The organism is Paenibacillus sp. FSL K6-3182 (assembly GCF_037976325.1).
Taxonomy (GTDB): Bacteria; Bacillota; Bacilli; order Paenibacillales; family Paenibacillaceae; genus Pristimantibacillus.
This window is the reverse complement of record NZ_CP150265.1, coordinates 2,086,117-2,110,545: the sequence shown is the minus strand read 5'-3', so window position 1 is coordinate 2,110,545 and position 24,429 is coordinate 2,086,117. Positions and strand designations below refer to the sequence as shown.

Sequence of the window (24,429 nt, the reverse complement as noted above, 5' to 3'; positions counted from 1 at the left end):
AGTTAAGTTATAAGCCTAGACTTATAGCTTCTTATACTGGAGTGCTGGCTTACGCACTCTCTTCTTTCTTCTTGCTTTTCTTAGCGGTAAGCTCAGGCATGATTTTTTCTTGAACGGTTTGCTCTGTGATTAGGCATGTACTTAGATCATCGCGTGATGGTACCTCGTACATAACTTCCAGCATAATGCTTTCAATAATCGCACGCAAGCCACGAGCTCCGGTGTTGCGCTTAATTGCCTCTTTCGCAATAGCATCAAGTGCAGCCGGTTCGAAATCAAGCTTCACATTGTCCATTTCAAGCAGCTTCTGATATTGCTTCACAAGCGCGTTCTTCGGCTCGGATAAAATCCGAACGAGTGCAGGCTCATCAAGCGGCTCAAGCGTCGAAATGATAGGCAGACGGCCTACAAACTCCGGAATCAAACCGAATTTGAGCAGATCCTCTGGCAATACCATCGTGAGGTATTCACCAGCTTTAAGATCCTTCTGCAATTCGCCTGTAGAGCTAAAGCCGATTACTTTCTTACCGATACGACGTTTGATCAATGATTCGAGGCCATCGAATGCGCCGCCGCAAATGAACAAAATATTCGTTGTATCGATTTGAATGAATTCTTGATGCGGATGCTTGCGTCCACCTTGCGGAGGAACGGATGCAACTGTACCTTCCAATATTTTGAGCAATGCTTGCTGAACACCTTCGCCAGAAACATCGCGCGTAATGGATGGGTTTTCCGATTTGCGAGCTACTTTATCGATCTCATCGATATAAATAATGCCGCGTTCCGCTTTTTCCACATCATAATCGGCAGCTTGAATGAGCTTAAGCAAAATGTTCTCAACGTCTTCGCCCACATAACCTGCTTCTGTTAGCGAAGTAGCATCTGCAATTGCAAATGGAACATTCAAAATTTTAGCCATCGTTTGAGCTAGCAGCGTTTTGCCTGAGCCTGTAGGACCTAGCAGCAAAATGTTACTCTTTTGCAATTCTACGTCTTCGATTTTGCTTCCGGAATTAATCCGTTTGTAATGGTTATAAACCGCTACAGACAACGATTTTTTCGCAAACTCTTGACCGATGACATAAGAATCCAGAATAGCCCGGATATCTTTCGGTTTCGGAATATCCTTAAGATCAAGCTCTTCCTCATTGCCGAGTTCTTCCTCAACAATTTCGGTACAAAGCTCAATGCACTCATCGCATATATAGACGCCAGGACCGGCAACCAATTTACGTACTTGATCCTGCGATTTGCCGCAGAAAGAACATTTCAACTGGCCTTTTTCGTCGTTGAATTTAAACATGTAATCACCCCTTCGATTAAATCGTCGATACCGGTGCAGTAATCACCTTGTCAATCAAACCGTAGGCAAGAGCCTCTTCCGCGCTCATGAAGTTGTCACGGTCGGTATCTCGGTCGATTTTTTCATAAGGCTGTCCGGTGCGGTCTACGTAAATTTGGTTTAGCTTTTGTTTCGTTTTCAAAATCCAATCAGCATGGATTTTGATATCAGATGCTTGACCGCGTACGCCGCCAAGTGGTTGATGGATCATAACCTCAGCGTTAGGAAGCGCAAAACGCTTGCCCTTCGCGCCCGCTGTTAGAAGCAGCGAACCCATGCTTGCTGCCATGCCCATACAAATCGTGGACACCTCAGGCTTAATATATTGCATCGTATCAAAAATACCCATTCCCGCAGTCACGGAGCCGCCGGGAGAGTTAATGTATAGATGAATGTCTTTCTCTGGGTCGTCGGCCGCCAGAAACAGCAGCTGTGCAATGATGGAGTTTGCAACATCATCATCGATTGCGCTCCCAAGGAAAATGATACGGTCCTTCAGCAAACGGGAGTAAATATCGTAAGAACGTTCCCCGCGATTCGTTTGTTCGACTACGATCGGTACTAGATTCATGCGACCAACCTCTTTTCGTTTATGACTTTGGTTACTTACTTATTGTAACACGTCATCGTATTCATGTCATTTTTCCACTAATACATTATACGACGCCGGCCGTTCGATATGTACGGAGTTTAGCCTCCAAAACGAGCACATTTCCATATGTAGGGTCAAAATAAGGCACGTATCAACGACGTGCCTTATCCTGAGTGAAGCATTTATTCAATTATTCGTATGTGGCTATTAAACAGCTTTGCTGTTTTCAAGCAAGAACTTAATTGTTTTGCGAAGTGCAATATCTTCCTGCAAGTTGCTAAGATTTCCGTTTTTCTCAAAAATGTCGCGAAGCTCAGCAGAAGGACGGTTGTATGATTTGGACAGCTTCTCAAGCTCTTCGTTCAAATCTTCGTCGTTTGCAACGATGTTTTCTGCTTTAGCAATTGCATCAAGCACAAGGTTGTTGCGAACGCGTTTCTCAGCATCTGCGCGCATTTGATCGCGAAGAACAGATTCGTTTTGACCGGAGAATTGGAAGTATAGGTCCATGTTCATGCCTTGCATTTTAAGACGGTTTTCGAAATCTTTGATCATGTAATCCGTTTCAGTCACGATCATTGGCTCTGGAATTTCAACATCTGCTGCTGCCGTAGCTTTGTCAACAACTGCTGTTTCGCGAGCTTGTTCGCCTTCTTGATCTTTGCGCTCTTTTAGTTTGTTAACGAGATCCTGCTTGTACTCTTCAAGCGTATCGAACTCGCTTACGTCTTTTGCAAACTCATCGTCTAGCGTTGGCAAAGTTTTGCGTTTGATTTCGTGAAGCTTCACTTTGAACACAGCTGGTTTGCCTGCTAGGTGCTCTGCATGGTAGCTCTCAGGGAAATTAACTTCAATGTCCTTGAAATCTCCGATTTGCATGCCAACCACTTGCTCTTCGAAACCTGGAATAAAGGAATTCGAACCAAGCTCTAGTGAATAACGCTCGCTTGCTCCGCCTTCAAACGCTTCGCCGTCTACATAACCGTCGAAATCGATAACTGTGATGTCGCCGTTAGCCGCTGCGCCTTCTTCAACAACAGTAAGCTCAGCATGACGCTGTTGCAAACGCTCAAGTTCAGCTGCGATTTCCTCTTCTGTAACTTCAGAAACAACGGATTCAACTTCCAAGCCTTTGTATTCGCCAAGTGTAACTTCTGGCTTAACGATAACTTTTGCTTTGAATTTGAATGTTTCGCCTTTTGCGAATTGCTCAACTTCAATCTCAGGACGGTCAACCGGCTCAAGATTAGTTTCTTTGATTGCATCGGAATAAGCATCTGGCAACAGAATGTCAATTGCATCCTGGTACAGGCTCTCAATACCGAAACGGGATTCGAACATGCCGCGAGGCACTTTACCTTTACGGAATCCAGGTACGTTTACTTTTTGTACGACTTTCTTAAATGCTTGATCAAGAGCAACAGTGACTTTCTCCGCCCCTACCTCCACGTCGATCGACACGATGTTCTTGTCTATTTTTTCCCAAGTTGCTTTCATTTTATGCCTTCCCCTCCGAAAATGCTCATGCATCAGTAGTTATCACGTTTCATAAACCATTCTATTATAAACAAGCTAGCCCAGATTATCAAGACTCTGGCTCATCTTCTCCCGATTGCTGCAAAACGGCAACCTGTCTAAGCGCCTTGCATGCTTGCTCATAACGGAACCTTAAACCTTCGGTAATGCCGTATGTATCACGAATATCGTCATCGTTTGCCGAGCCGTAAACGGTAAGAAGCAGCGTCAAATGCAGCGCAGCTGCAAAATAATCAACTGTATCCTCGTCTTCTCTCAACATCCAATGATAAGCAGCCGTACCATACAAAAACTGTAAACTTTCCTTCCAAAGCTCTCTAGCAAAATGCGGCAATGTGGGATCATCGACCTCGGCAACCTGCTCTGTCCGCTCCAATATCCTAATAATTGGCGAAGGGAATTCATCCATAGAAAGAGGCGTCGCTTCCAAATCAAGCTCTACGGTTTCACCAAGTCTCTCCAGTGTCAGTAAACCGACAGCTCCTCGCTTGCGCAAGCATTGCAGAGCCTTAAACTGAACGACAGGGTGAACCTGCTGAGTTACCAGCCAATTTTTAATGGAATCATCCACTTCTGGAGTATGAATATAAGCAGCGCGTTCAAGAGCAAGAATTTGCTGATCGATCATCGGATGATTTTGCATGATGTAGAGCACTTGGTTCACATAAGCTTCATCTTGATCAGGAGGATTAAGAAGCTGCTCGCGCATAGTCGCCTCGTCCTCTTCCTTCTCTCGCTTGGCCGATAGGAATCCCGAATCTTCTCCATCATTTCCTTCTCCAGGAAAAGCCATGTCAAGCCATGTAAGTAAGCTGTCCCACTCTTCATAATGGCGAGCATCCTCGCCCTGGCATTGCAGCAAAAAGCGCAGCAACTCCTTGGCCTCCCCGTATTGTTCCGCTTCCAGCATACGGGTTAACTGTACCTGATAATGGTCCAGCATGCTAGGGAACAAGTAAACGTTATCCTTGTTGTCGCCTTGTGTGTCATTGGGAGTTGTAATGATAACACCGCCTTATGGTCGCGCCTTTTGTTCATTCGGACAATCTTGCGTACGATTATACCATGTACAATCAAAAGAAAAAACAAATGTAGTATTCCGACAACTCATAAATCTTATTTTATAATAAAAAGAATATAAATTCAAAAAAGTGCTTGCAATAATTTAATGATGTGTGCTATATTATTTCTTGTGTCCCGGTAGCTCAGCTGGATAGAGCAACGCCCTTCTAAGGCGTCGGTCGGGAGTTCGAATCTCTTCCGGGACGCCATATTATTATCAATTAACGCCGCCTATTCAGGTGGTTTTTTTATAATATACTGATCTATTTAAAAGAGGCTGATCCCGGTATTTACCAACTGGATCAGCCTTTTTTTTTATTTCTATGACTTCAAAGCTGCTGACTTGGTCGCCAATAATTTCCTATAACCATAAGCGGCAAGCGCGATCAGCACCGCTCCGAAAAGGACCGGAGTAAACAGATAGGACCAGCCCGCATGGCTTAACATGACAACAAGCGGATCAGCTCCTGCGGGTGGATGAACTGTTCTTGTGAGCTGCATCAGAAGGATGGACAATCCAACAGATAGTGCAATGAACCATGTTGCATCTCCGAACAGATGCAGCATCACAAGACCTGCTCCAGTGCTGATCAAATGGCCTCCAACAACATTTCTGGCTTTGGCAAGCGGACTATCTGGCAAAACAAACACGATAACACAACTGGCCCCAAATGGAGCCATCATCAGCGTAATCGACATTAAATCGCCCATGGTCAGCAGCAATGCGATAACAATGGTGCCAACAACCGCTGCCGCCAGCGGCTTCCAATTTTTATTTCTCAGCATTTCTCATTCCCCGTTTCTCTTATTATGACATCATGCTATCATAAGAGAAATCATTCGAGAATTGAATGTTTACAATGGAACCCATTTCAAATTCCGATACCTAAGGGGAGTTAACATGCTGGAGTCTTGGGAAGGTCGTTTTTTTATTACCTTTACTGCGGTGCTGGAGGAGAAAAGCTTCAGCGGTGCCGCTGATCGTCTCGGTTACGTTCAATCGACGGTAACCTCACATATTCGACATTTGGAAACAGCAAGCGGCAAAAAGCTCTTTCACCGTTTGCCGCGCGGCGTAGAGCCAACAGAAGCAGGCTTGCTGCTAGCTCCCTATGCGTATCAATTTATCCAGCTTGGACATTCGCTTCAGGATGCGTTCTCGGAGCCTGGCATGCCGTCTGGTATCGTTCGAATTGGAGCTCTAGAGTCGTTTGCCATCTCTCATCTACCGCATTTTTTAACCGGCTTTCTCCAGCAATACACCAAGATCAAGCTGCATTTAACGCCTGGTCTGCAGCATGATATTACCGCACAAGTCGTAAACCATCGCGCTGACCTCGGCATCGTCCCCAAGGCTCCGGAACGTGACGACCTTCTATTTGCACCTTTAATAGAAGAGAAGCTCTTGCTGATCTGTGCTCCTACGCTGGAAGAGCGCTTCGCGCAGCTTGGATGGCAAGCGTTGCACGACAACGCCTTCATTAGCTTCGGGGATCAGTGTATCTACCACACCTTTGGACGCGATATGCTGAGAGAAGTTGATGTTGAGCTTGCCGATCATTTGTCTTTCTCCAGTGTTGAGCTCATTAAGCAGACGGTTGCTTGCGGAATGGGCATCTCATTCGTACCAGAATCAAATGTAGCTAATGAGGTAGCCGCAGGTACGCTGCTGTCATTGCCCTTGAACCAAGAGCTCCTATTGACGCATGGCATTATTACACATAAATCACGTGAGCCTAAAGCTGCGGCACAAGCCTTTATCCAGCATTTGAAATCATTTTTGAAAACCAAATAATCACAAAACCACAAATAAAAAGGCGGCTTCATAGGGAAATTCCCAAAATGAAGCCGCCTTTTCTTATTATATTATACGGATAATGTTGCCTGCTTTTCATTAACAAATTGGAATAATTGCTCAGCTTTCTCTTCCGTTAATTCTCCGCTATTATCAAACACGAGGATGGAGGAGTTAGGAATATCCCAGTTGATTTGCGGAACAAATTCTATCCGCTTCTCAAAGTCGCCCCAGTTGTCCAGTTTCCACTGATCGCGCTCTGTTTGACGCCCGATGATCCGATTTTTTTGCAGATCCATATCCAGCAGCGTGACAACAACCACTTTAACGTCTACCTCGCCCATCGTGAGGCCTGCTGCTTCAACAACCTCTTCGATCCACTGTTTGTTTTTCAGTTCTGCCGTAAAAGGTGAAATCATAAATACGTTTTGACCAGCAGCCAAATTTTCGATACATACGTCCTTCGCCGTATCATATTCCAAATCACGCAAATGCTTTTTGTAATAATCAGAATCCCGATCTCTTTTATCCAGGCCGTTTAACTCCAATATAGCCTCAACAAAACGACCGCCTACCGTATCCCGGTCAAGAAAAGCAGCTGGAATGCGAGCAGACAACTTTCTAGCTACCGTTGTTTTACCCGTCCCCGCTACTCCGACAAAAAAAACTAACTTTTGCAAAACGAAAACCCTCCACTATTTTTTGTAGAAGTATATCATTTTTTGCAGCAATATAATAGAAATGAATACGTAAAAACAGCGATATAATTTAGAAAAAACATTCTTATTTTATTTTTATAGTATCAATCATCTTATATTTATTTATTGTTTTATAAAAAAACAGGATGTTGCCTCTGCTATTCAGCTTCTGCAACACCCTGTTTATGCTTACTTATCCGCTTATTAAAAAAACTGCATCGATTCGATATGCTGCTTCGTCGTGTCCGTTCCTAACTCATACAATTGCCTGTAAATACGCTCAATCAACTGATCGTAACCAGCATTGATTTCGCCATCGCTTGCTGAGCCAAACGGACTGTACGAGAAATGAAACATCTCCGCTTCATCCATGCTGGACAGCTCATCAAACAGCTCTCTAAGCTTCGTATGCTCATTTTCGTTCATTATAATCTCAAGCTCATACGCAGCTGCCTGTGGATCCTCTAATATTTGTCCCGCCTGAACAGAAACGAAATAATGCTTGCGTTCTTCACTGCCTGCTTCTTGCTCTGCCATCAATCGCACACTCCTTCCTGCATTTATTACTTTTCACAGCCACTTCTAGCATCCCCCGTCGGACAGACATTTTATCCCTTATTCTGCATATAACTGATATTATCGCTACTTTGAGACCAGCAAAAGAGAGGAATGAGATCAATGTGTGGAATTACCGGCTGGATCGACTGGAACCGTGATCTGACTAAGCAAAGTGAAAGCTTAGAGAAGATGACAGACACCCTTGCACCGCGCGGTCCCGACGCTTCCGGTACGTGGATATCAGCTCATTGCGCTTTAGGCCATCGACGTTTATCCGTCATTGATCCGGAGAACGGGGCACAGCCAATGATTCGCCATACCGGCGACGACAAATATGTCGTTGTCTATAACGGGGAATTGTATAATGCACCAGAACTTCGCAAGGAGCTTGAAAGCAGGGGCAGAATCTTTACGACAAATTGTGATACAGAAGTGCTGCTGGTCGCTTTTATGGAATGGGGCAAGTCTTGCGTAGAGCGTTTTAACGGAATATTTGCTTTTGCCATATGGAATGTATTAGAGCAAGAACTATTTCTGGCACGTGATCGGCTTGGCGTCAAACCGCTGTTCTATAGCACACAGGACGGTTTGTTTATTTTTGGCTCCGAACAAAAATGTATATTGGCACACCCTGCCGTGAAGCCGGAGGTTGGAGCGGAAGGGCTTGCTGAGATTTTTATTTTAGGACCAGCACGCACTCCAGGCCATGGTGTATATAAGCAAATCAATGAGCTTAGACCTGGCAAGTGTATGACCGTCAATCACGCTGGCGTGAAGACGATTACGTACTGGCAGCTTGAGAGCAGCCCCCATGGGCAAAATATAGAAGAAACAGCTGAACAGGTAGGAGCGCTGCTAAAAGATACCGTTGAGCGGCAGCTCGTTTCAGACGTTCCTGTATGTACCCTGCTGTCTGGCGGCCTTGATTCCAGTGCGCTAACTACACTTGCTGTCAATTATTACAACGAGAACGGGCAAGGGAATGTCCACACGTATTCTGTTGATTATGCGGACAACGATAAACATTTTAAGGCACATGCCTTCCAGCCTAATAGTGATGCGCCATGGATCGAGAGAATGACGACGCATCTAGGCACAATTCATCATCCTATACAGTTTGATACACCTGATTTGGTCGGCGCATTGAAAGCAGCCACCTTTGCTCGCGATCTTCCGGGCATGGCCGATGTTGATGCTTCGTTGCTGCTCTTTTGCCATGAAATAAAAAAAGATGCAACCGTAGCGATATCAGGCGAAGCTGCCGATGAAATTTTTGGCGGCTATCCTTGGTTTCATCGCGAAGAGGCTTTAAATGCAAATACCTTCCCTTGGTCGCTTGCTTCAGTAATGCGTGCTGATCTGCTCGCACCTGACGTTGCCGCTTGGATTAAACCGCTTGACTACATTGGGGATCGTTATTCCCAAGCGATAGCAGAGGTTCCTCATCTTGATGGTGAATCTGAGCAGCTGCGTAAGATGCGTCAAATGTCGTACTTGAACATTACCCGCTTCATGCCAACGCTTCTAGACCGCAAGGATCGAATGAGCATGGCAGCGGGCCTTGAGGTCCGTGTCCCTTTCTGTGATCATCGGTTAGTTGAATATGTTTGGAATATCCCTTGGGAGATCAAAACATCCGGCGATCGCGAAAAAGGAATATTGCGCAAGGCGCTGCGCGGTGTATTGCCTGAGGACGTATTGACTCGTAAAAAAAGCCCCTATCCTAAAACGCATAATCCGAACTATTTGGCCGCAGTCAAAGGGCTTTTGTTAGATGTACTGAACGATTCCAGCTCTCCGCTCCTTCCATTAATTAATGTAGAAAAGGTTAGAGCGCTAACCGAGTCGGAATCCGCAAGCTCGAATACCCCTTGGTTTGGTCAATTGATGTCCGGTCCGCAGCTATTCGCTTATTTATATCAAGTGAATTTATGGTTAAAGGAATATAAGGTCGTCATATCATAAGCTGACAAGGATAATGTTTTTGTTCTCATCACAAAAAAAGCAACCCCATCCGCTAAAAGCCGCTGCATTCAGCTGCTCTTGGATAGGGTTGCTTTTTCAATTATTATGCTTGCTCAAGCAAGGGAAGGAGCTTTCTTAATGCATCGCCGCGATGGCTGATCTGCTGCTTTTCTTCCTTTGACAGCTCGGCCATCCCGCGATTCAAGCTAGGAAGCCAAAACAGCGGATCATAACCGAAGCCGCCATTGCCGTGAGGATTATCCGTGATAACGCCATCCACTGTACCCTCCGATTCCAGAAACAAACCGGTCGCCGGATCATACAGCGCTAACGCGCATACGAACTGCGCTTTGCTCAGTATTTTGGACCCGTCTTGCAATTCTTCTCGTTCTGCATGTTCAGCTAGTTGATGAAGCTCCTGAATGAGCTTGGCATTGTTTTCACCATCAGTCGCATTCTCACCTGCATAACGAGCGGAATAGACCCCTGGATCACCATTCAGCGCTGCAACGCGCAAGCCTGAATCATCAGCCAGCACAGGAACGCCAAGAATGTCTCCCGTCGTCTTTGCTTTGATGCGAGCATTGGCGGCAAACGTATCGCCATCTTCCACGATATCCGGAATTTGCGGATAATCCAGCAAGCTTTCTACTGATTTATCAAGCTTCTGAAGCGCATGCGCGAATTCCTTCACCTTACCTGCATTTTTTGTTGCTACAACAATAACAGCATGATTTAATATGGAATGCTTCATCAGAATACTAACCTCCGATTCGCGCCGCCAAAGGACCGAGAATATCCTTTTGCTTGCTGATCAACTCGTGAATACCCTCTTCTCCAAGTTGCAGCAATTGGTTAAGCTCATCGCGCGAAAATGGTGCTTCCTCGCCAGTTCCTTGCACCTCAACAAACTTGCCGCTGCCCGTCATAACAACGTTCATATCTACCTTAGCTTTGGAATCTTCCTCGTAGTTCAGATCAAGTAGCGCTCTCTCTTGAATGACGCCTACACTTACCGACGCCAAAAAATCTGTAATCGGATATTTTGCAAATTGTACCTTCTCGGAAATTTTGTTAATTGCAATGGAAAGCGCGATAAACGCACCTGTAATAGATGTCGTACGAGTACCGCCATCGGCTTGAATGACATCGCAATCAAGCGTAATAGTCCGCTCACCTAGTGCTTGCAAATCAATGACCGAACGCAATGCACGACCAATGAGGCGCTGAATTTCCATCGTCCGTCCTGTCAGCTTCCCCTTAGCCGCTTCACGAATATTGCGTGTATGTGTTGCGCGAGGCAGCATTGCATATTCAGCTGTAATCCAGCCTTTGCCTTGCCCTTTCATAAATGGAGGTACTCTATCCTCCACGCTCGCTGTACAAATGACCTTCGTCTCTCCAACCTCGATGAGAACCGATCCTTCTGCGTATTTATTGACACCTGTCGTTATGGTTACCGGCCGAAGCTGGTTCGGTTGCCGACCATCGTTTCTCATTCTAATTTCCTCCTGAGTGCTAGCGTTTTTCGATTAGAAAACAAAAGTATCCCATCCTGCAATCTTTCCTATTTTAACAAAGTAACCTGTGAATTGCATCCGCTGCCCGTGAAAAAGAAAAGTGAAGCGGTCATGATTGTACAAATTCAGCTGATCAGTGGAAGTTTTTTGCATGTTTGCTTCTGTTTAAAATAGACCGTTCAGACCTAATACATGCTAATAAATGCACAAAAGAGGCTTTTCAAAAGCGTTCACTTTTGATCGGCCTCTTTGTACATTCCGGAGTTATCTCTTATGACTTAATAGCGTTGACATGATGCGGTCTGCCTACAGGCTCGCTATAAGAGTTGTTCGCTTCGTCCGTAAAGTTAGATTCTCCATTTACTTTAATTTGAACCGTTGCTGCTTTCGTATTTTCAGTTATAGAAAGCACAAGTGCCTGAAGCATTTCGGTCGGAAGCTTCTGACCTTGCTGATACGCTTCATCCTGCAAATCTACAGTGACAACATCACCTTCCTGTACAACATCCTTCACTTGTACATCCGGAATGATTACACTGGTCAACTCTTTTTTGTTAAGCGGGCCCGAAATGAGCTGTTCCAGCGCTGCTTTCGTTGGAGTCTCCGAGCGAGCAACTAGTCTAGTAACGGGCACATAATATTGTTCGTCGTTTAACGTTTGAGCGGAGAAGTATAGCGTTACAGGCGTTGATTGCGCATAGTTCACACCGTCTGCTGCTTCGATATTAATGCCTACTGAACGTGTCAGCGTATTGTCAAGCGGGAAGCCGTCTTGTGGCATTTCTGGCAGCTTAGCGCCTTCATACCAAATTTCTACGCCTTCAATCCCTGGCATAGCTGTCAGAGTCCATGTGATCGCTTCAACGATAGTACGTTCGTCCTGTGGATTATAGTCACTGAACGGCTCAGAAAATTCAACTTTAGCAAGCTTTTGCTCTTTATCGTATTTATACGATTTAATTTGAGTGCCTTGCGGGATAACTGCGCGGAAATCCTCAGGCAGCTGATTCGCGTACGCCCCATTCTCGACCATCATTTCCAGTGCCTTTTGTGCGGCTTGCTCATTCGCTCCGAGCGAGGTCTGAAGTGAGATTGGAGCCAAATAACCGTTACGATCTTCAAGGTATACTGTCATTTGCGCTTCTTCGCCAACTCCGATTGCCTGTCCAGTTTCTGCACCTTCTACTCCATCCTTAACCTCAACCTGTGGCGGATCGATTGATTGGCTTGTCTGCTTGGAAAACAGACCACAACCCGAAGTAAGAATGGGCAGCACGAGAACCCCCGAAAGTACAGCACCCCTAATCCATCTTTTTTGAATCATATTGACCTTTCCTCCCTAATCAAGTTTTGCCTAGCGGCTTTGTACAACTCCTTATTTGTAGTACTATGTATACGAGCCCTTCCCTTTTTTAGACCAGTTTTGTCCATAAAATCCTAAGGGGGAACAAAAACATGTCCAATCCCGAAACTTATAGCCTCAACAGCCGCAAAGTGGCTGAGGCTACAGACGAATGGCTCCTCAAACGCGGAGTAACAAAGCTGGCTATCGCCGAGCTCGTACATTTTTTGCAAAAAGACTATTTCCCTGGCTTAACGCCAGAGGATTGTATCGTCCATATTGATGCCGTCCTATCGAAGCGCGAGGTGCAAAATGCCGTTTTGACCGGCATCCAGCTTGATATCCTCGCCGAGGAAGGCAAGCTTATGGCTCCGCTGCAGGATATGATCAAGCATGACGAAAGTCTTTATGGTTGCGATGAAATTTTGGCATTGTCCATTGTCAATGTGTATGGAAGCATCGGGTTTACGAATTTCGGATATGTCGATAAGCTGAAGCCCGGCATTTTGGTCAAGCTGAACGACAAAACCGACGGAGAAATCCATACGTTTTTGGACGATATCGTTGGGGCTATCGCTGCCTCGGCAGCAAGTCGGATGGCTCATCGCAGACAAGCAGAGCGCGAAGGTGTGACACAGCCTCCGCTTGACTAAACGGAATTTACGAAGCTTCGTTTTACATTGCGAGCTTAGTGCGATGGAGGCGAAGCGTAGTTTTACATCGCGAGCTTGATGCGATGGAGGCGAAGCGTAGTTTTACATCGCGAGCTTGATGCGATGGAGGCGAAGTAGATATTGCTTAGGTAAAACCTTTGAGGAGGTTAATACATGAACTATGATATTTTTTATAAAGGCGCCTTTGCCATGCTGAAGGTGAAGCTCAATCCGGGCGAGAGCGTAAAAGCCGAAATGGGTGCAATGGTGTCCATGTCACCTACTATTGATCTTAAAGGGACAACAGACGGCGGGTTTATGCGTGGGCTCGGTAGAATGTTAAGCGGAGAGACGTTCTTTTTCCAAGAGATGACAGCAAATCGGGGTCAAGGTGAAGTCCACCTTGCCCCTCCTTCTCTCGGAGATATTGAAGCGATTGAACTCGACGGCTCTTATAAGCTTTATGTACAAAAGGACGGTTTCTTAGCTGGCACCAGCGGCATAGAAGTCAATACAAAAATGCAAAACCTAGGCAAGGGACTCTTATCGGGCGAAGGTTTCTTTATTGTAGAAATCAGCGGCCGAGGCACAGTGTTTCTCTCCTCATATGGCGCGATCCATGCTCTAAACCTGAGCCATGGCGAAGAAGTCATCATCGATAACGGTCATTTAGTTGCTTGGCCGGGCTATATGAACTATACGATAGAAAAAGCGTCTAAAGGCTGGTTATCCAGCATCACGAGCGGCGAGGGTCTCGTATGCCGCTTCCGCGGTGAAGGTGTCGTTCTGATCCAAACTCGCAATCCATCCAGCTTTGGAACTTGGTTGAAAAAGTTCATACCAGGCGGCAACTAACGTACTAATAGTCAACATTAGCACTTCTACTTAGCATTTGAGTTACTTTTACGGAAGAAGGCCCGTTCAGCTGTGTGAGCATTTACACACAATGAAGCACTAAAAGTAAGCAGCCACCTCACAGGAAAACCCTCCGCTAATCTCATTAGTGACGGACGTCTTATGGGTTTACTTAAAAAACTCCCGCTTATTCGACAACATCTACTCTAAAGGAGGGATGTACTAGAATTGACGGGAGTTTTTTCAGTAATATGCATCTCGCTCATCGAATGAAGAGTAACTGTAGTGTATCGAGCTCAGTATCGATATTAGTTATAGGTGGGGGGCTTGGGGGCTTGGGTTTGTCGGAGTTAATGTGGATAGTCTAGTTAAGCTCGCTCGCACCACTAACGGACATAGGTTCCGCTATTATGGTAAATATAGCTCAAATACAATTCTATCGGACATCAGATACGTTATTTATATAAATTGAAGCATAATCATGGCTTTTGAAGCCAAATAAGAGACTGTAGGTCCGTTAGATCCTTAAAAATAGTGGATTCCAAGCAAATAACGGATCTGATGTCCGTTAATTTCCAATCAGCTGAATTATATTCTTTCTGCTCATTGTATTATTAGAAAGTTATTTCTATGGTGGTCGGCCTAGCGGCCGACAACACCATTCATAATTATTTATCATTATTTAAAAATGTTTTATTCGGCAAATAGTGCATAGCACGTACGAATCGGATCGTTTTGGTCTTAGCGCGCATTACGATGGAATGCGTTTCTGCCCTCTCGTCAGGAAAATACTGAACTCCGCCCAAAAACTCTCCTGGCGTAACGCCTGTTGCTGCAAAATAAACATCGCCCGTTCCAATCATATCCTCCATCGTAAGCACGCGATACGGATCTTCTATCCCCATTTTCACGCAGCGATTGTACTCGTTGCTATCCGCCGGCATCAGCCTTGCTTGCAGCTCGCCGCCTAAACACTTCAGCGCTGCCGCAGCCAGTACACCCTCTGGCGCTCCTCCTGAGCCTACATATAAATCAATGCCTGCTTCAGGAAATGCAGGTGCCATCGCGCCTGCAACGTCACCATCCGACAAAAACTTTATACGCACACCCACGCGGCGCAGCACCTTGACGATCGCTTCATGGCGCGTCCTGTCCAAAATCATAACCGTTAAATCCGAAACCTTCTTGTTTAAAGCGTCAGCCGCTTTACGGAGCGTTACATCCATCGGATCAGTTATCGACAGCTTGCCAACAAGAGCAGGACCGAAAGCGAGCTTCTCCATGTACATATCAGGAGCATGCAAAAGCTGGCCTTTTCCTGCGACTGCAAGCACGGACATTGCATTGTTAAGTCCTTTGGCTACGATTTCCGTACCTTCAAGCGGATCAACCGCTACGTCAACCTCGGGGCCATTCAAGCTTCCTACTTCCTCCCCAATGTACAACATCGGCGCTTCATCCATTTCCCCTTCGCCTATGACGACAGTACCGCGTATGGACACTGAATCAAACATGGAGCGCATCGCAGATGTTGCTGCTCCATCAGCGCTATTCTTATCGCCTCTTCCCATCCAAGGCGCCGATGCGAGCGCAGCCAGTTCCGTTACACGTACAAGCTCTAATGCTAATTCTCTCTCCATGATCCAGTCTCCCTTTGCTTTCATATGACGGAATAAATAATTAGAACACATGTTGAGGTCGTTTCCGTTATTTAATATGTAACATATATTTATATATGTCGCAATATATATTTACCATTCTTCATTAAATCATCATTAATAAACAATAGTTTGCCTTAAGAGCAACCATTGTACGTCAAAAAGACAAAAGAGCATACTTCACAGGATTCCCTGTAGAAGCATGCTCTCTTTATCACTCTAAATAAAACAGTTATTCATAAACCTCAATCTCAAAAAGTGATGGACCATATGGAGGAAGACCTTTTTCTGTCACTAAAATACGAATATATCTAGCCTCCGCACTGCTTGCAAGGGTGATTGTTTCAACAAAGTCTTCTGCTTTCAATTCTCGGTTCAAGGAATGTACCGTCTTCCAATCTGTGCTTCCTTCCGATAAGTCGCTTCCTGCTGCAGCAACTTGAATATCGATCGCTTTTCCATAAGCAGCTTCCCAAGTCAAAATGATTTTATTAATGGAATGAACTTTTTCCAAATCAATATAAAACCATTCTGCATGATACGGAGCTGTATTATTGTCACTCCATTTTGCTTCCCATCTTGTACCCTTATCGCCATCTGTTAGCAAATGAGCAGGAAAGACGGCATTAAAGCTTGATGCAACAGCTTGCTTGTTAAGCGCTAAGTTCACTAGCACTGGATTCGGAGTGGTTCCAGGATCCGGATTGCCTCCGTTTCCTCCTCCTTCGCCGCCGCTTACCCATGTGCCGTACACCTCAAACTCCCACAGGGAATAACCGTAATTGGTGCCCCTAGCAGATCCAACCATTCGAATATGCCTTGCTTCTTGCCCGTTTAATGTAATGTTATCGAGACCGCCATTGCCTGCGGCTTCTGTAAATACATCCGTCCAGTCGCTTTCTCCAGGCGCTGCCGCCGAGGATACTTGCAGCTTATAAGCTTTTCCATATGCTCCCTCCCAGCTCAGAACAGCACTTTCCAGCTTATAGACTGCGCCTAAATCAATAGAAAGCCACTGAGGATCTGTTGACTCTGACTCCCATCTCGTACTGCCCGCTCCATCTACAGCGTTAGCTGCTGGTTGATTGCCTGATGATGCAGCAGCAGCTTTATGAAGAGCAATGTTTGCGGCAGCCGTCTTCACCTGCTGCTGCACCTCGCTGATGCCGTATCCAGCTGCGGCAACGGTGATGAGATACGTTTTGACACTTGTAAATAAATCTGCATTAAGCTTGATTTTACCTGCCTCAACCGTGTAGCTGCTGCTCTGGACAGCTGCACCGTCAATCGTAAGCTGCGTAATTGCGGCACGCCAAGCAGGGGAGTCTGCAAATGTCAGCTCAATTGTCTGTCCGACTTTGTTTTCAGTCGAATCGGCCACTAATACCGGTGGTGCTGCCACTTCACGAATAGCGACATTATCAATGTAAATCGTATGCTCACCATCAGGCGTAACAAAAGCACCATTTACGACGTTGCCAAGCAAAAACTTAAGAGTCATATCCACGTTGCTATTTGGCCGCAAACTTTTCTTATAAACAGCAGCTGAATCACCAGTCAGATTAAAATGTACGCTTTCAGTGTTGTTATATCCACCCAGCTCCACTGCAATCGGACGATTAACCGTTGACCATGCGTTAAAGGAAAGCTCATAGGATTTACCTGCCTCTAGCTTGATTCCGCTTTGGTTGAACTGTGTGGACCAGCCGACAGGAACATTCCATTCTGGGTGCATGCCCCCATGGTAATAGATGTCGATTTGGGCAACACCATCTTTAGGTGTATATTTCGAATCTCCTCCATCACCAAACCAATGCACCCAGTTAGCTGACCCATTCGTCATTCCACCGTTTAGAACAAGGTTTCCATCTGCTGCAAGCATTAATTGATTAACACTTGTATCGGCAAAGCCCGTCGATTTGACATTAATCGTATATAATTGATCGCTTGCAAAAACAGATTGATCAATCACGATGCTGCCAGGCTGAAGCGTATACTTTGCACCAGCAAGTACAGCTCCATTCACTTCAATTGCACTAATCGCCGTTCTCCATGCTTCGTTTTCTACAAAACGGATTTCTACCGCGTTCCCTACTAGGTTATCCGTTTTATCTGGTATTAAGGTTGGCGGGCGCAGCATTGGCGCATCCTTCACCTCCAGCACAACATTATCAAAGAAAATGTCATGCGGTGCAGCTGCACTTTTTGGAGTTTTGCCAAGTAAAAATTTAAGAGCGACATTATCATCGGTCATCATCTTAAATGTAAATTCAAAATGCTGCATCGAAGGTGTCAGCATCAAAGGTCCCGTATAAAAACGCCGTGTATAACCAGCATTTTCGAGAGCCGCTTCGATGTCGCGTGCTACCGTCGAACTCGCATCAAAAGAGAGCACATACGTCATCCCCTTGGAAAGCTTAAGGTTCGACTGGTTAAACATCACGTTCCAGGCTTCCCCTCCTACGTTTGTTACCGCTATTTTTGCAGCTCCATTCGATTCCATGAATGCTGCTGTACCTCCTTGCGTAAACGGCTCCCAGCCGCTTAGCCCATTGGAGAAATCTCCATTCTTAAGCGGAAACAACTCGACGCCTGTAAAATCAACGTTCAAATTTGTTGTGCGAATAAGCTTAATGTTATCCAGCTGAACCCCAGCGTTGCTGCCGCCTAGCAAAAATTCAAGCTGCGCTTCCTCGTCTGTTACGTTAGGAGGCATCGTAAATGAGAGCTTATGCGAACTATTCGATGTATCTAGCTGAATCGCGTGTGGACCTGAATAAATCGTTGATCCGTCCTTGCTCTTAAGCTGTACGGTAATGGTCCGAGCGGCCGAAGCTTCTGCATCAAAGGTCAGCTCATACGAATCCTTTTGCAGCAGATTAATGCCCTGTTGGGTTAGTTTTATAGACGAAGCATTAGTACCACCATCAGAAATATTAACGTTTAACCTGCGCAATAATGGATCTACACTGATGTCAGCAATAGCCGAATCCGTTATTTTTGTGTTCCAATAGAGCAGACGATCCATCGTCCCTAGATCAAAACCTCCATTGTAAATATGATTGCCGTTATTCAGTGGAGCTTTTGCAGCACTTGGTTCAATTAACTCATCGATTTCCTCTAAATGAACATTTCCGATCCACACATCATTTACGTTTTGACCTAAATTGAATTCCAACCTCGCAGCAGCATTTGTTTTGTCAGTCATGAGGAAGCGATACTCATAATGACCGACCTGATCCTTCAAGGATGCTTCAAAGTTGTCGGAATAAATTCCCCAGCCGCTGTTCGCATCACCGCCAAACTTCAAGCTCATGCTGCGCGGCGCTGATGCCTTTGCATCAAAGCTAATTTTGTAGGCCTGACCTTTAACAAGCGTCACATACTGGACAAGCTGCAAGGAATATGGCACATTCCCGCCATTCGAAATGTCTACTTTGGCAAATGGTGACCCGTCAATCTGATCAACCGAAACCTCACCCGCTCCGCCAAATTCAGCGCCATGAAGGAAATTCCAGTAATTTATATCTATCACCGGATTTTCTACTGTGATGTTCTTAATGCCATGAGTATAGGCAGGATCATAAATGAAATTGCCATCTATAGCTGTTTTGCCGTTTTGCGGGAACGAATCCTTTACAAGCATCGGTTCAACAGGCACCTTGTAAGGTCTGCCAGTAAGCTCATAAGCACGCACATAGTCAATCTCCATCTGAGCTGACAACAAGGAAGGATCAGGCTTCAACCCACCGTCATAATTGCCTCCTACAGCTAGATTGAGAATAATGTAAAACTCCTTATCAAATGGTGCTGGAAAAGCATATTTTTCGGGTTGATCTGCTCCCCAGCTATTCCAATCATTAAGCGTTTGAAACAAATTCCCATCCACATACCAGCGCAGCTCACCTGGTTCCCACTCTAAAGAATAAGTATGGTAACCCGTGATGTCCTCACCTTGCGGAAATTCATACTGCGCACCAGTAATTTTGTTATTAGGAGCATTTTTGCCAAAATGAATGGTACCATCAACTTCACCTGGCACTCGTCCTCTAGCTTCCATAATGTCAATTTCACCTGAGGAAGCCCATCCGCCGTATTCACTGTCCTTCGGCATCATCCAAAACGCCGGCCATAAGCCTTGACCCGCAGGGAGCTTAATCCGCGCTTCGAATTTGCCATAAGCTTTGCTGAAGGTTGGACTGGTCCAAAGCCGGCCTGACGTATATTGTTTACCGCCAAAATTCTCTTTTTTGGCTTCGATAATCATTTGGCCATTCTCTATCTTTATATTTTCTTTCTTATAAAACTGCAGCTCGTTATTGCCCCAGTCGCCTACGCCATACTCACTGCCGTTGCCAAGCTGATACGCCCACTTGTCAAGATCGACTCCGTTTGTATCCAGATTATCTCCTACACTGTCAAACTCATCATTCCATACGAGACTCCATATGTTTTTCTCTTGAATACTTTGGATCACTTGAGCAAGCTCATAACCAGTTGACCTAATCGTGATCGTGTATGATTTAACTGCACTGAATTGGGTCTTATCGATTGTTAGTTTTCCTGAGGCAAGCTGATACGCTTCTTTAGGAAGCTTCAATTCATCGACAAATACATCAGTTATCGCATTTCTCCAAGCCTCATTATCATTAAAGGTAATGTCGATATTTTGACCCAATTCATTATCGGATACATCTTTTGAAATTACTGGAGGAAGCAGCAGCATAATATCATTTGAGCTGCGAGCCTTCTCGCCTGCTGCTTCCTTAGCTCCTTTCAGTTCAAGATGCACATTGTCGATAAATACGTCATGTGCCGCAGAAGGAGCATCAGGCTGCACTCCAAAAAGCAGTTTAAAGGTTGCGTTGTCATCCTTGGCCATAGTGAACTCGTAGCTGTACTTTTTAGTAACCGTATCAAGCTGCACCTTTTCATTTAAGAAACGATTATAAGCGCTGTTCTCAACAACCGCTTCAATGGTTCGCGGCGAAGTTGCTCTGGCCAAAAAGGTAACGACATACGTTTTGCCTTTAACTAGCGCCAATGAGCCCTGCTGCAAAACAATATCCCACGCATTCAAGCCAGCGTTCGCTATCGCGACTTTCACCGCACCATTGTCATCTGTAATGGCTGCTCTCGAGGGGCCATCATAAATGCCCTGAATATGTGTGCTCCAATCCTGCATTCCTGCATCAAAATATCCATTTTGGACCAAGAAGGCTTTACTTCGTGCATCCTGCTGCTCCACATGTATGTTGTCAACAAATACATCATGCTCGCCTATCACAGCTGCACCGTCCAGTTTACCTAGCAGCAGCTTAAACGTCGGCGTAATGTCGCTCTGAACAAGCAGCTCGTAGCTGAACGCTTGTTTCGTCTGCGTCAATTGCACCTTTTTGGACAAATAACGCGTACTGCCTACTTCAATAACAATTTCCATTTCACGGTTTTTGGATGAACTTGCATCTAACGTCACCGTATACGTTTTGCCTTTAAATAGATTAATATTATTTTGCATCAGCATGACGTCCCAGGGATTAACACCTTCGCTCGCAATCGCAATCTTTAGCTCTTCGTTCTGAGCGTTAAAGTCCGCGCTTGAGCCCCATCCGTCATAACGTCCCTGCACATGCTCGCTCCAACTCACCTTGCCACTCGAAAAGTCGCCATTTTTCACCGGAAATTGATCTGCCAGCGCCAATTCGCCCGTGTTGTTGTTAGTCAATCGAATCATCTTAATATCGTCTAAATAAATGTCAGCCTGATGGCCGCCTAATAAAAATACCAATTGTCCATTAACGTCATTAGACTGCTCCATCGCAAACTGAAATGTATACTCCTTCATCTCGGAGGCAAGCGAGATCGTCTCTGGAGCGGCATAGGCCGTACCATCTGATTTGTACACACCAATCTGAATGGAGCGTGCAGAAGCTGCTCTAGCCTTAAATGTTACCTTATAATCGTTTTCTTTCAGTAGATTGATACCCGACTGCGTAAGCGAGATCGACTTCGGCTCTGTTTCGCCATCAAGATTCGATATTTTAAGTTCTCTAGTGTCAGCATTCACCGATGCTGCAGCGTTGCCTCCAGCCTTATTGAAATTCCAATAAGTCAGACGATCGATTCGACCTAGGTCGAAGCTGCCGTTATACACATGATTGCCGTTCAACGGCTCTTTAGGGTCGTTATCATGAAACGGATCTGGGGAAGCGGTTTCTTCAACCTTCACATTGCCGATCCAGACCGGATTCGTGCTTAGTCCAAGGTTGAATTCGAGTCTAGCCAGCGTATCCGTCTCGGCACCCATTTGGAATATCATTTCATAGGATTGGATATTATTTGTCAGCTTTACATCCATAATATCGGAGTAAGTCGTCCAGCCGCGTGTTTCCCCGCCGCCAAATTTGACGGTCGCATTTCGATTTGCATTCGATTTAGCGTCAAAAGTAAGCTTATACCATCTGCCTTTACCAAGCGTTACATTCTGAATGAGTTGAACCGCATGTATGGCATTCCCGCTGCTCGTAATATCCGCCTTGGCATAATTTACACCATTTAAAGCTTCAACAGAAATCGAGCCGTTACCTTGGAATGTGCTTACATGTACAAAATTCCAATAATTCGTATCTAAAGCTTGATTCGCCTCAGCAATGGTTGTGAACGGCTTGCTGTAGCTATTATCATGAATAAAATTACCTGCAATCGGTTCTTTATATTGATCTGGATATGGCTCTGAGTCGACGCTAGGCTCTACAGGCGTCTTATACGGTCTGCCAGTTAGTTCATAGACACGAACATAGTCGACTTCCATTTTCACTGGCAGCAGTGATGGGTCGGGTGTTATCCCACCGTCAAAATTACCGCCAACGGCCAAGTTCAAAATCATGTAAAACGGCTTATCAAACGGAGCGGGAAACGCATGTTTTGCAGGTTGATCTGCTCCCCAGCTATCCCAATTATTAAGCTTCTGGAATAATTGTCCGTCAACATACCAGCGAATTTCACCAGGCTCCCACTCTACACCGTAAGTGTGATAGTCAGTAATATCCGTTTCTTCTCCAAAAATGTAATCTGCACTTTTAGACTTGTTTGCCGGCCAGTTTTTACCGTAATGAATGGCACCGCCGACTTTTTCCGGTAAGCGGCCGCGCGCTTCCATAATATCGAGTTCTCCAGATGAAGCCCAAACCCCATACTCGCTATCCTTCGGCATCATCCAGAAGGCAGGCCAGATGCCATTACCTACCGGCAGCTTCATGCGAGCTTCAAATTTTCCATACGTTTTATTAAAGGTAGGCTCTGTATATAATCTGCCTGATGTATATTTCTTGCCGCCAAAACCATCATCATCAGCGGTGATCGTTAATTTCCCGTCCGCTACCTTAATGTTTTCGGAGCGGTAATACTGTTCTTCATTGTTCCCCCAGCCATCAAGGCCATATTGAGAGCCTGTGCCTAACTGATAAGCCCATTTGTCGAGGTTAACGCCGTTTGTATCAACGTTGTCGCCACTTCCATCAAATTCATCATTCCATACAAGCTCCCATTCATCTACAGGTGCTGTTGTTGGTGTCGCCGTCGGTTCTGTCGTAGGCGAAGGTGTCGGTGAGTTTGTCGGTGCTGCTGTTGGAGTTGGTTGCGGAGTCGTTTGACCGCCACCACCGCTTTGACCTGAGCCAGTCGGTTGTCCTGTTTTTACAATTCCGTTCTGAACAGTGACATCACTGCTTTTGCCTAAGCTATTTCCATTTAATGTCGTGCTTGAACCTGTATTAACAATTTGATTTAAAGTACCTTTTACCTGAATTGCCGTTCCTTCAGCTGTATCCGAAATCGTAAGTAATTGACTGCTTGCTCCAGCATCAATTTGTACATCAGATCCCGTTTCCACAATAAGCTGCTGCACCTGCGAAGAGCCTGTGAGTACGACGCGTACTTTTCCAGCAGGTTTATTCACAATAAGCTTATTCAGCTTCGAATTTATAAAATGAATGCTGTTGATTCCGCCCCCATTGATGTAGACCGTTCCTTTCACATCCACATCCGTTAAAAAGACATCGCCTTCGCCAATTCCCTGCGTTAAGAACAAATCCTTATCGATAACAGTTTTGTTGATCTTTACTCCCGCTGTATTTACGACAGCATTTCCGGCTATTTTCAAATTCTCATAGGAGCCGGCTGCATTAATGATTTCACCAGCAATTCTATCAAGCAATGTGATGGCTTCAGCACGAGTAATCGGTTTTTTCGGCCGAATGGTTTGATCCGGATAACCCGTTATGTATCCTCCTGCCAGCAGCTGCTCTAACGGTACTTTTGCATAAGCTTGTACTTGTTTATAATCCGTAAAGCTAGCTAGCTGATTCCCATCTACCGCAGCCTGCTTAAACAGTTCAGCTGTTATTTTCGCAGCCTCCTGCCTCGTAAGTGGTGCGTCAGGCTTAAAGCTGCCATCCGGGTAACCGGTAATCACTCCAGCTTCCAACGCAGCAGCAACCTGCTTGCTGTACCATGCGTCAGCGGCTACATCAGTAAAGGTATTCGAGCCTTTAGCTTCAAACTGAAAGATAGCATGGACCAGCTTTGTAAATTCAGCTCTCGTTACTTGACGATCAGGCTGCAAGCTCCCATCCGGATATCCGCTAAGCATCCCCTTAGAAATCCATTTTTCCAGCACTTTCTCGCCCCAATGTGCCGTTCCCTTCTCATCTGTGGCTGTCGCCGCACTGACAGCCGGCAAGCTGCTTGTGAGCATCATGAACACCAATATTATGGAGATAAACCGTTTATTCATGCTTCTCCTACATCCTTTCCGGATTATGAAATAAAATGATAACGCTTACTTGTCTT

At 45.4% G+C, this 24,429-nt stretch carries 16 protein-coding genes and 1 tRNA gene; 5 read left to right on the top strand and 12 right to left on the bottom strand.

The genetic code is table 11. The annotated features are described in order from the left end of the window. Positions 1-49: 49 nt before the first annotated feature. From clpX to MHH56_RS09135, 4 genes are all read right to left on the bottom strand, one after another. On the bottom strand, positions 50-1,306 hold the full coding sequence (clpX, locus tag MHH56_RS09150; protein WP_076271649.1) for an ATP-dependent protease ATP-binding subunit ClpX: 1,257 nt from the start codon (positions 1,304-1,306) through the stop codon (positions 50-52). A 16-nt stretch (positions 1,307-1,322) separates the two neighbouring features. Continuing rightward, positions 1,323-1,916, bottom strand: coding sequence for an ATP-dependent Clp endopeptidase proteolytic subunit ClpP (gene clpP, locus MHH56_RS09145; protein WP_053374767.1), 594 nt, complete (start codon positions 1,914-1,916; stop codon positions 1,323-1,325). A gap of 228 nt (positions 1,917-2,144) precedes the next feature. Continuing rightward, the gene (gene tig, locus MHH56_RS09140; RefSeq protein ID WP_339207834.1) at positions 2,145-3,434 is read right to left on the bottom strand and encodes a trigger factor; all 1,290 of its coding nucleotides are present in this window, start codon (positions 3,432-3,434) and stop codon (positions 2,145-2,147) included. Positions 3,435-3,522: 88 nt separating this feature from the next. After that, positions 3,523-4,416 (bottom strand): hypothetical protein, encoded by an 894-nt coding sequence (locus tag MHH56_RS09135; RefSeq protein ID WP_339207833.1) that lies wholly within the window; start codon positions 4,414-4,416, stop codon positions 3,523-3,525. A gap of 251 nt (positions 4,417-4,667) precedes the next feature. Between MHH56_RS09135 and MHH56_RS09130 the strand changes: the two genes are divergently transcribed. Beyond that, positions 4,668-4,744 (top strand) — tRNA-Arg (locus tag MHH56_RS09130). A gap of 112 nt (positions 4,745-4,856) precedes the next feature. Here MHH56_RS09130 and MHH56_RS09125 read toward each other — a convergent pair. Continuing rightward, positions 4,857-5,321 (bottom strand): HPP family protein, encoded by a 465-nt coding sequence (locus tag MHH56_RS09125; RefSeq protein WP_339207832.1) that lies wholly within the window; start codon positions 5,319-5,321, stop codon positions 4,857-4,859. A 115-nt stretch (positions 5,322-5,436) separates the two neighbouring features. On the opposite strand from MHH56_RS09125, the gene MHH56_RS09120 reads away from it, so the two are divergent. After that, positions 5,437-6,330 carry a LysR family transcriptional regulator gene (locus MHH56_RS09120; protein WP_339207831.1) on the top strand — a complete coding sequence of 298 codons (894 nt, stop codon included), beginning with the start codon at positions 5,437-5,439 and terminating at the stop codon, positions 6,328-6,330. 71 nt (positions 6,331-6,401) lie between these two features. On the opposite strand, the gene MHH56_RS09115 is transcribed toward MHH56_RS09120, so the two are convergent. Continuing rightward, on the bottom strand, positions 6,402-7,010 hold the full coding sequence (locus MHH56_RS09115) for an AAA family ATPase (RefSeq protein WP_339207830.1): 609 nt from the start codon (positions 7,008-7,010) through the stop codon (positions 6,402-6,404). Between the two features lie 222 nt (positions 7,011-7,232). Then, a complete protein-coding gene (locus MHH56_RS09110; protein WP_339207829.1) occupies positions 7,233-7,565 on the bottom strand; it encodes a hypothetical protein in 333 nt (110 codons plus the stop codon). Positions 7,566-7,706: 141 nt separating this feature from the next. Between MHH56_RS09110 and asnB the strand changes: the two genes are divergently transcribed. Then, the gene (asnB, locus tag MHH56_RS09105) at positions 7,707-9,551 is read left to right on the top strand and encodes an asparagine synthase (glutamine-hydrolyzing) (protein ID WP_339209540.1); all 1,845 of its coding nucleotides are present in this window, start codon (positions 7,707-7,709) and stop codon (positions 9,549-9,551) included. A 103-nt stretch (positions 9,552-9,654) separates the two neighbouring features. Here the strand turns inward: asnB and rdgB are convergent, their stop codons facing one another. The 3 genes from rdgB to MHH56_RS09090 form a co-directional block, all read right to left on the bottom strand. After that, positions 9,655-10,305 carry an RdgB/HAM1 family non-canonical purine NTP pyrophosphatase gene (rdgB, locus tag MHH56_RS09100; RefSeq protein WP_339207828.1) on the bottom strand — a complete coding sequence of 217 codons (651 nt, stop codon included), beginning with the start codon at positions 10,303-10,305 and terminating at the stop codon, positions 9,655-9,657. Between the two features lie 7 nt (positions 10,306-10,312). Further along, entirely contained in the window at positions 10,313-11,050 is a 738-nt protein-coding gene (gene rph, locus MHH56_RS09095; RefSeq protein WP_339207827.1) for a ribonuclease PH, read from the bottom strand. Between the two features lie 292 nt (positions 11,051-11,342). Continuing rightward, entirely contained in the window at positions 11,343-12,395 is a 1,053-nt protein-coding gene (locus MHH56_RS09090) for a GerMN domain-containing protein (RefSeq protein WP_339207826.1), read from the bottom strand. A 131-nt stretch (positions 12,396-12,526) separates the two neighbouring features. On the opposite strand from MHH56_RS09090, the gene MHH56_RS09085 reads away from it, so the two are divergent. Continuing rightward, positions 12,527-13,066 (top strand): phosphatidylglycerophosphatase A, encoded by a 540-nt coding sequence (locus tag MHH56_RS09085; protein WP_076271639.1) that lies wholly within the window; start codon positions 12,527-12,529, stop codon positions 13,064-13,066. Positions 13,067-13,240: 174 nt separating this feature from the next. Continuing rightward, positions 13,241-13,921 (top strand): TIGR00266 family protein, encoded by a 681-nt coding sequence (locus MHH56_RS09080; RefSeq protein WP_339207825.1) that lies wholly within the window; start codon positions 13,241-13,243, stop codon positions 13,919-13,921. Between the two features lie 668 nt (positions 13,922-14,589). Here the strand turns inward: MHH56_RS09080 and glpX are convergent. Beyond that, a complete protein-coding gene (gene glpX, locus MHH56_RS09075; RefSeq protein ID WP_339207824.1) occupies positions 14,590-15,561 on the bottom strand; it encodes a class II fructose-bisphosphatase in 972 nt (323 codons plus the stop codon). A gap of 250 nt (positions 15,562-15,811) precedes the next feature. Further along, entirely contained in the window at positions 15,812-24,373 is an 8,562-nt protein-coding gene (locus MHH56_RS09070) for a carbohydrate binding domain-containing protein (RefSeq protein WP_339207823.1), read from the bottom strand. Between the last annotated feature and the right edge of the window lie 56 nt (positions 24,374-24,429).

Coding starts and splice junctions, on each gene's coding strand:
- clpX (WP_076271649.1), bottom strand. CDS start 1,306: ATGTTTAAATTCAACGACGAAAAAGGCCAGTTGAAATGTTCTTTCTGC.
- clpP (WP_053374767.1), bottom strand. CDS start 1,916: ATGAATCTAGTACCGATCGTAGTCGAACAAACGAATCGCGGGGAACGT.
- tig (WP_339207834.1), bottom strand. CDS start 3,434: ATGAAAGCAACTTGGGAAAAAATAGACAAGAACATCGTGTCGATCGAC.
- MHH56_RS09135 (WP_339207833.1), bottom strand. CDS start 4,416: ATGCTGGACCATTATCAGGTACAGTTAACCCGTATGCTGGAAGCGGAA.
- MHH56_RS09125 (WP_339207832.1), bottom strand. CDS start 5,321: ATGCTGAGAAATAAAAATTGGAAGCCGCTGGCGGCAGCGGTTGTTGGC.
- MHH56_RS09120 (WP_339207831.1), top strand. CDS start 5,437: ATGCTGGAGTCTTGGGAAGGTCGTTTTTTTATTACCTTTACTGCGGTG.
- MHH56_RS09110 (WP_339207829.1), bottom strand. CDS start 7,565: ATGGCAGAGCAAGAAGCAGGCAGTGAAGAACGCAAGCATTATTTCGTT.
- asnB (WP_339209540.1), top strand. CDS start 7,707: ATGTGTGGAATTACCGGCTGGATCGACTGGAACCGTGATCTGACTAAG.
- rdgB (WP_339207828.1), bottom strand. CDS start 10,305: ATGAAGCATTCCATATTAAATCATGCTGTTATTGTTGTAGCAACAAAA.
- rph (WP_339207827.1), bottom strand. CDS start 11,050: ATGAGAAACGATGGTCGGCAACCGAACCAGCTTCGGCCGGTAACCATA.
- MHH56_RS09090 (WP_339207826.1), bottom strand. CDS start 12,395: ATGATTCAAAAAAGATGGATTAGGGGTGCTGTACTTTCGGGGGTTCTC.
- MHH56_RS09085 (WP_076271639.1), top strand. CDS start 12,527: ATGTCCAATCCCGAAACTTATAGCCTCAACAGCCGCAAAGTGGCTGAG.
- MHH56_RS09080 (WP_339207825.1), top strand. CDS start 13,241: ATGAACTATGATATTTTTTATAAAGGCGCCTTTGCCATGCTGAAGGTG.
- glpX (WP_339207824.1), bottom strand. CDS start 15,561: ATGGAGAGAGAATTAGCATTAGAGCTTGTACGTGTAACGGAACTGGCT.
- MHH56_RS09070 (WP_339207823.1), bottom strand. CDS start 24,373: ATGAATAAACGGTTTATCTCCATAATATTGGTGTTCATGATGCTCACA.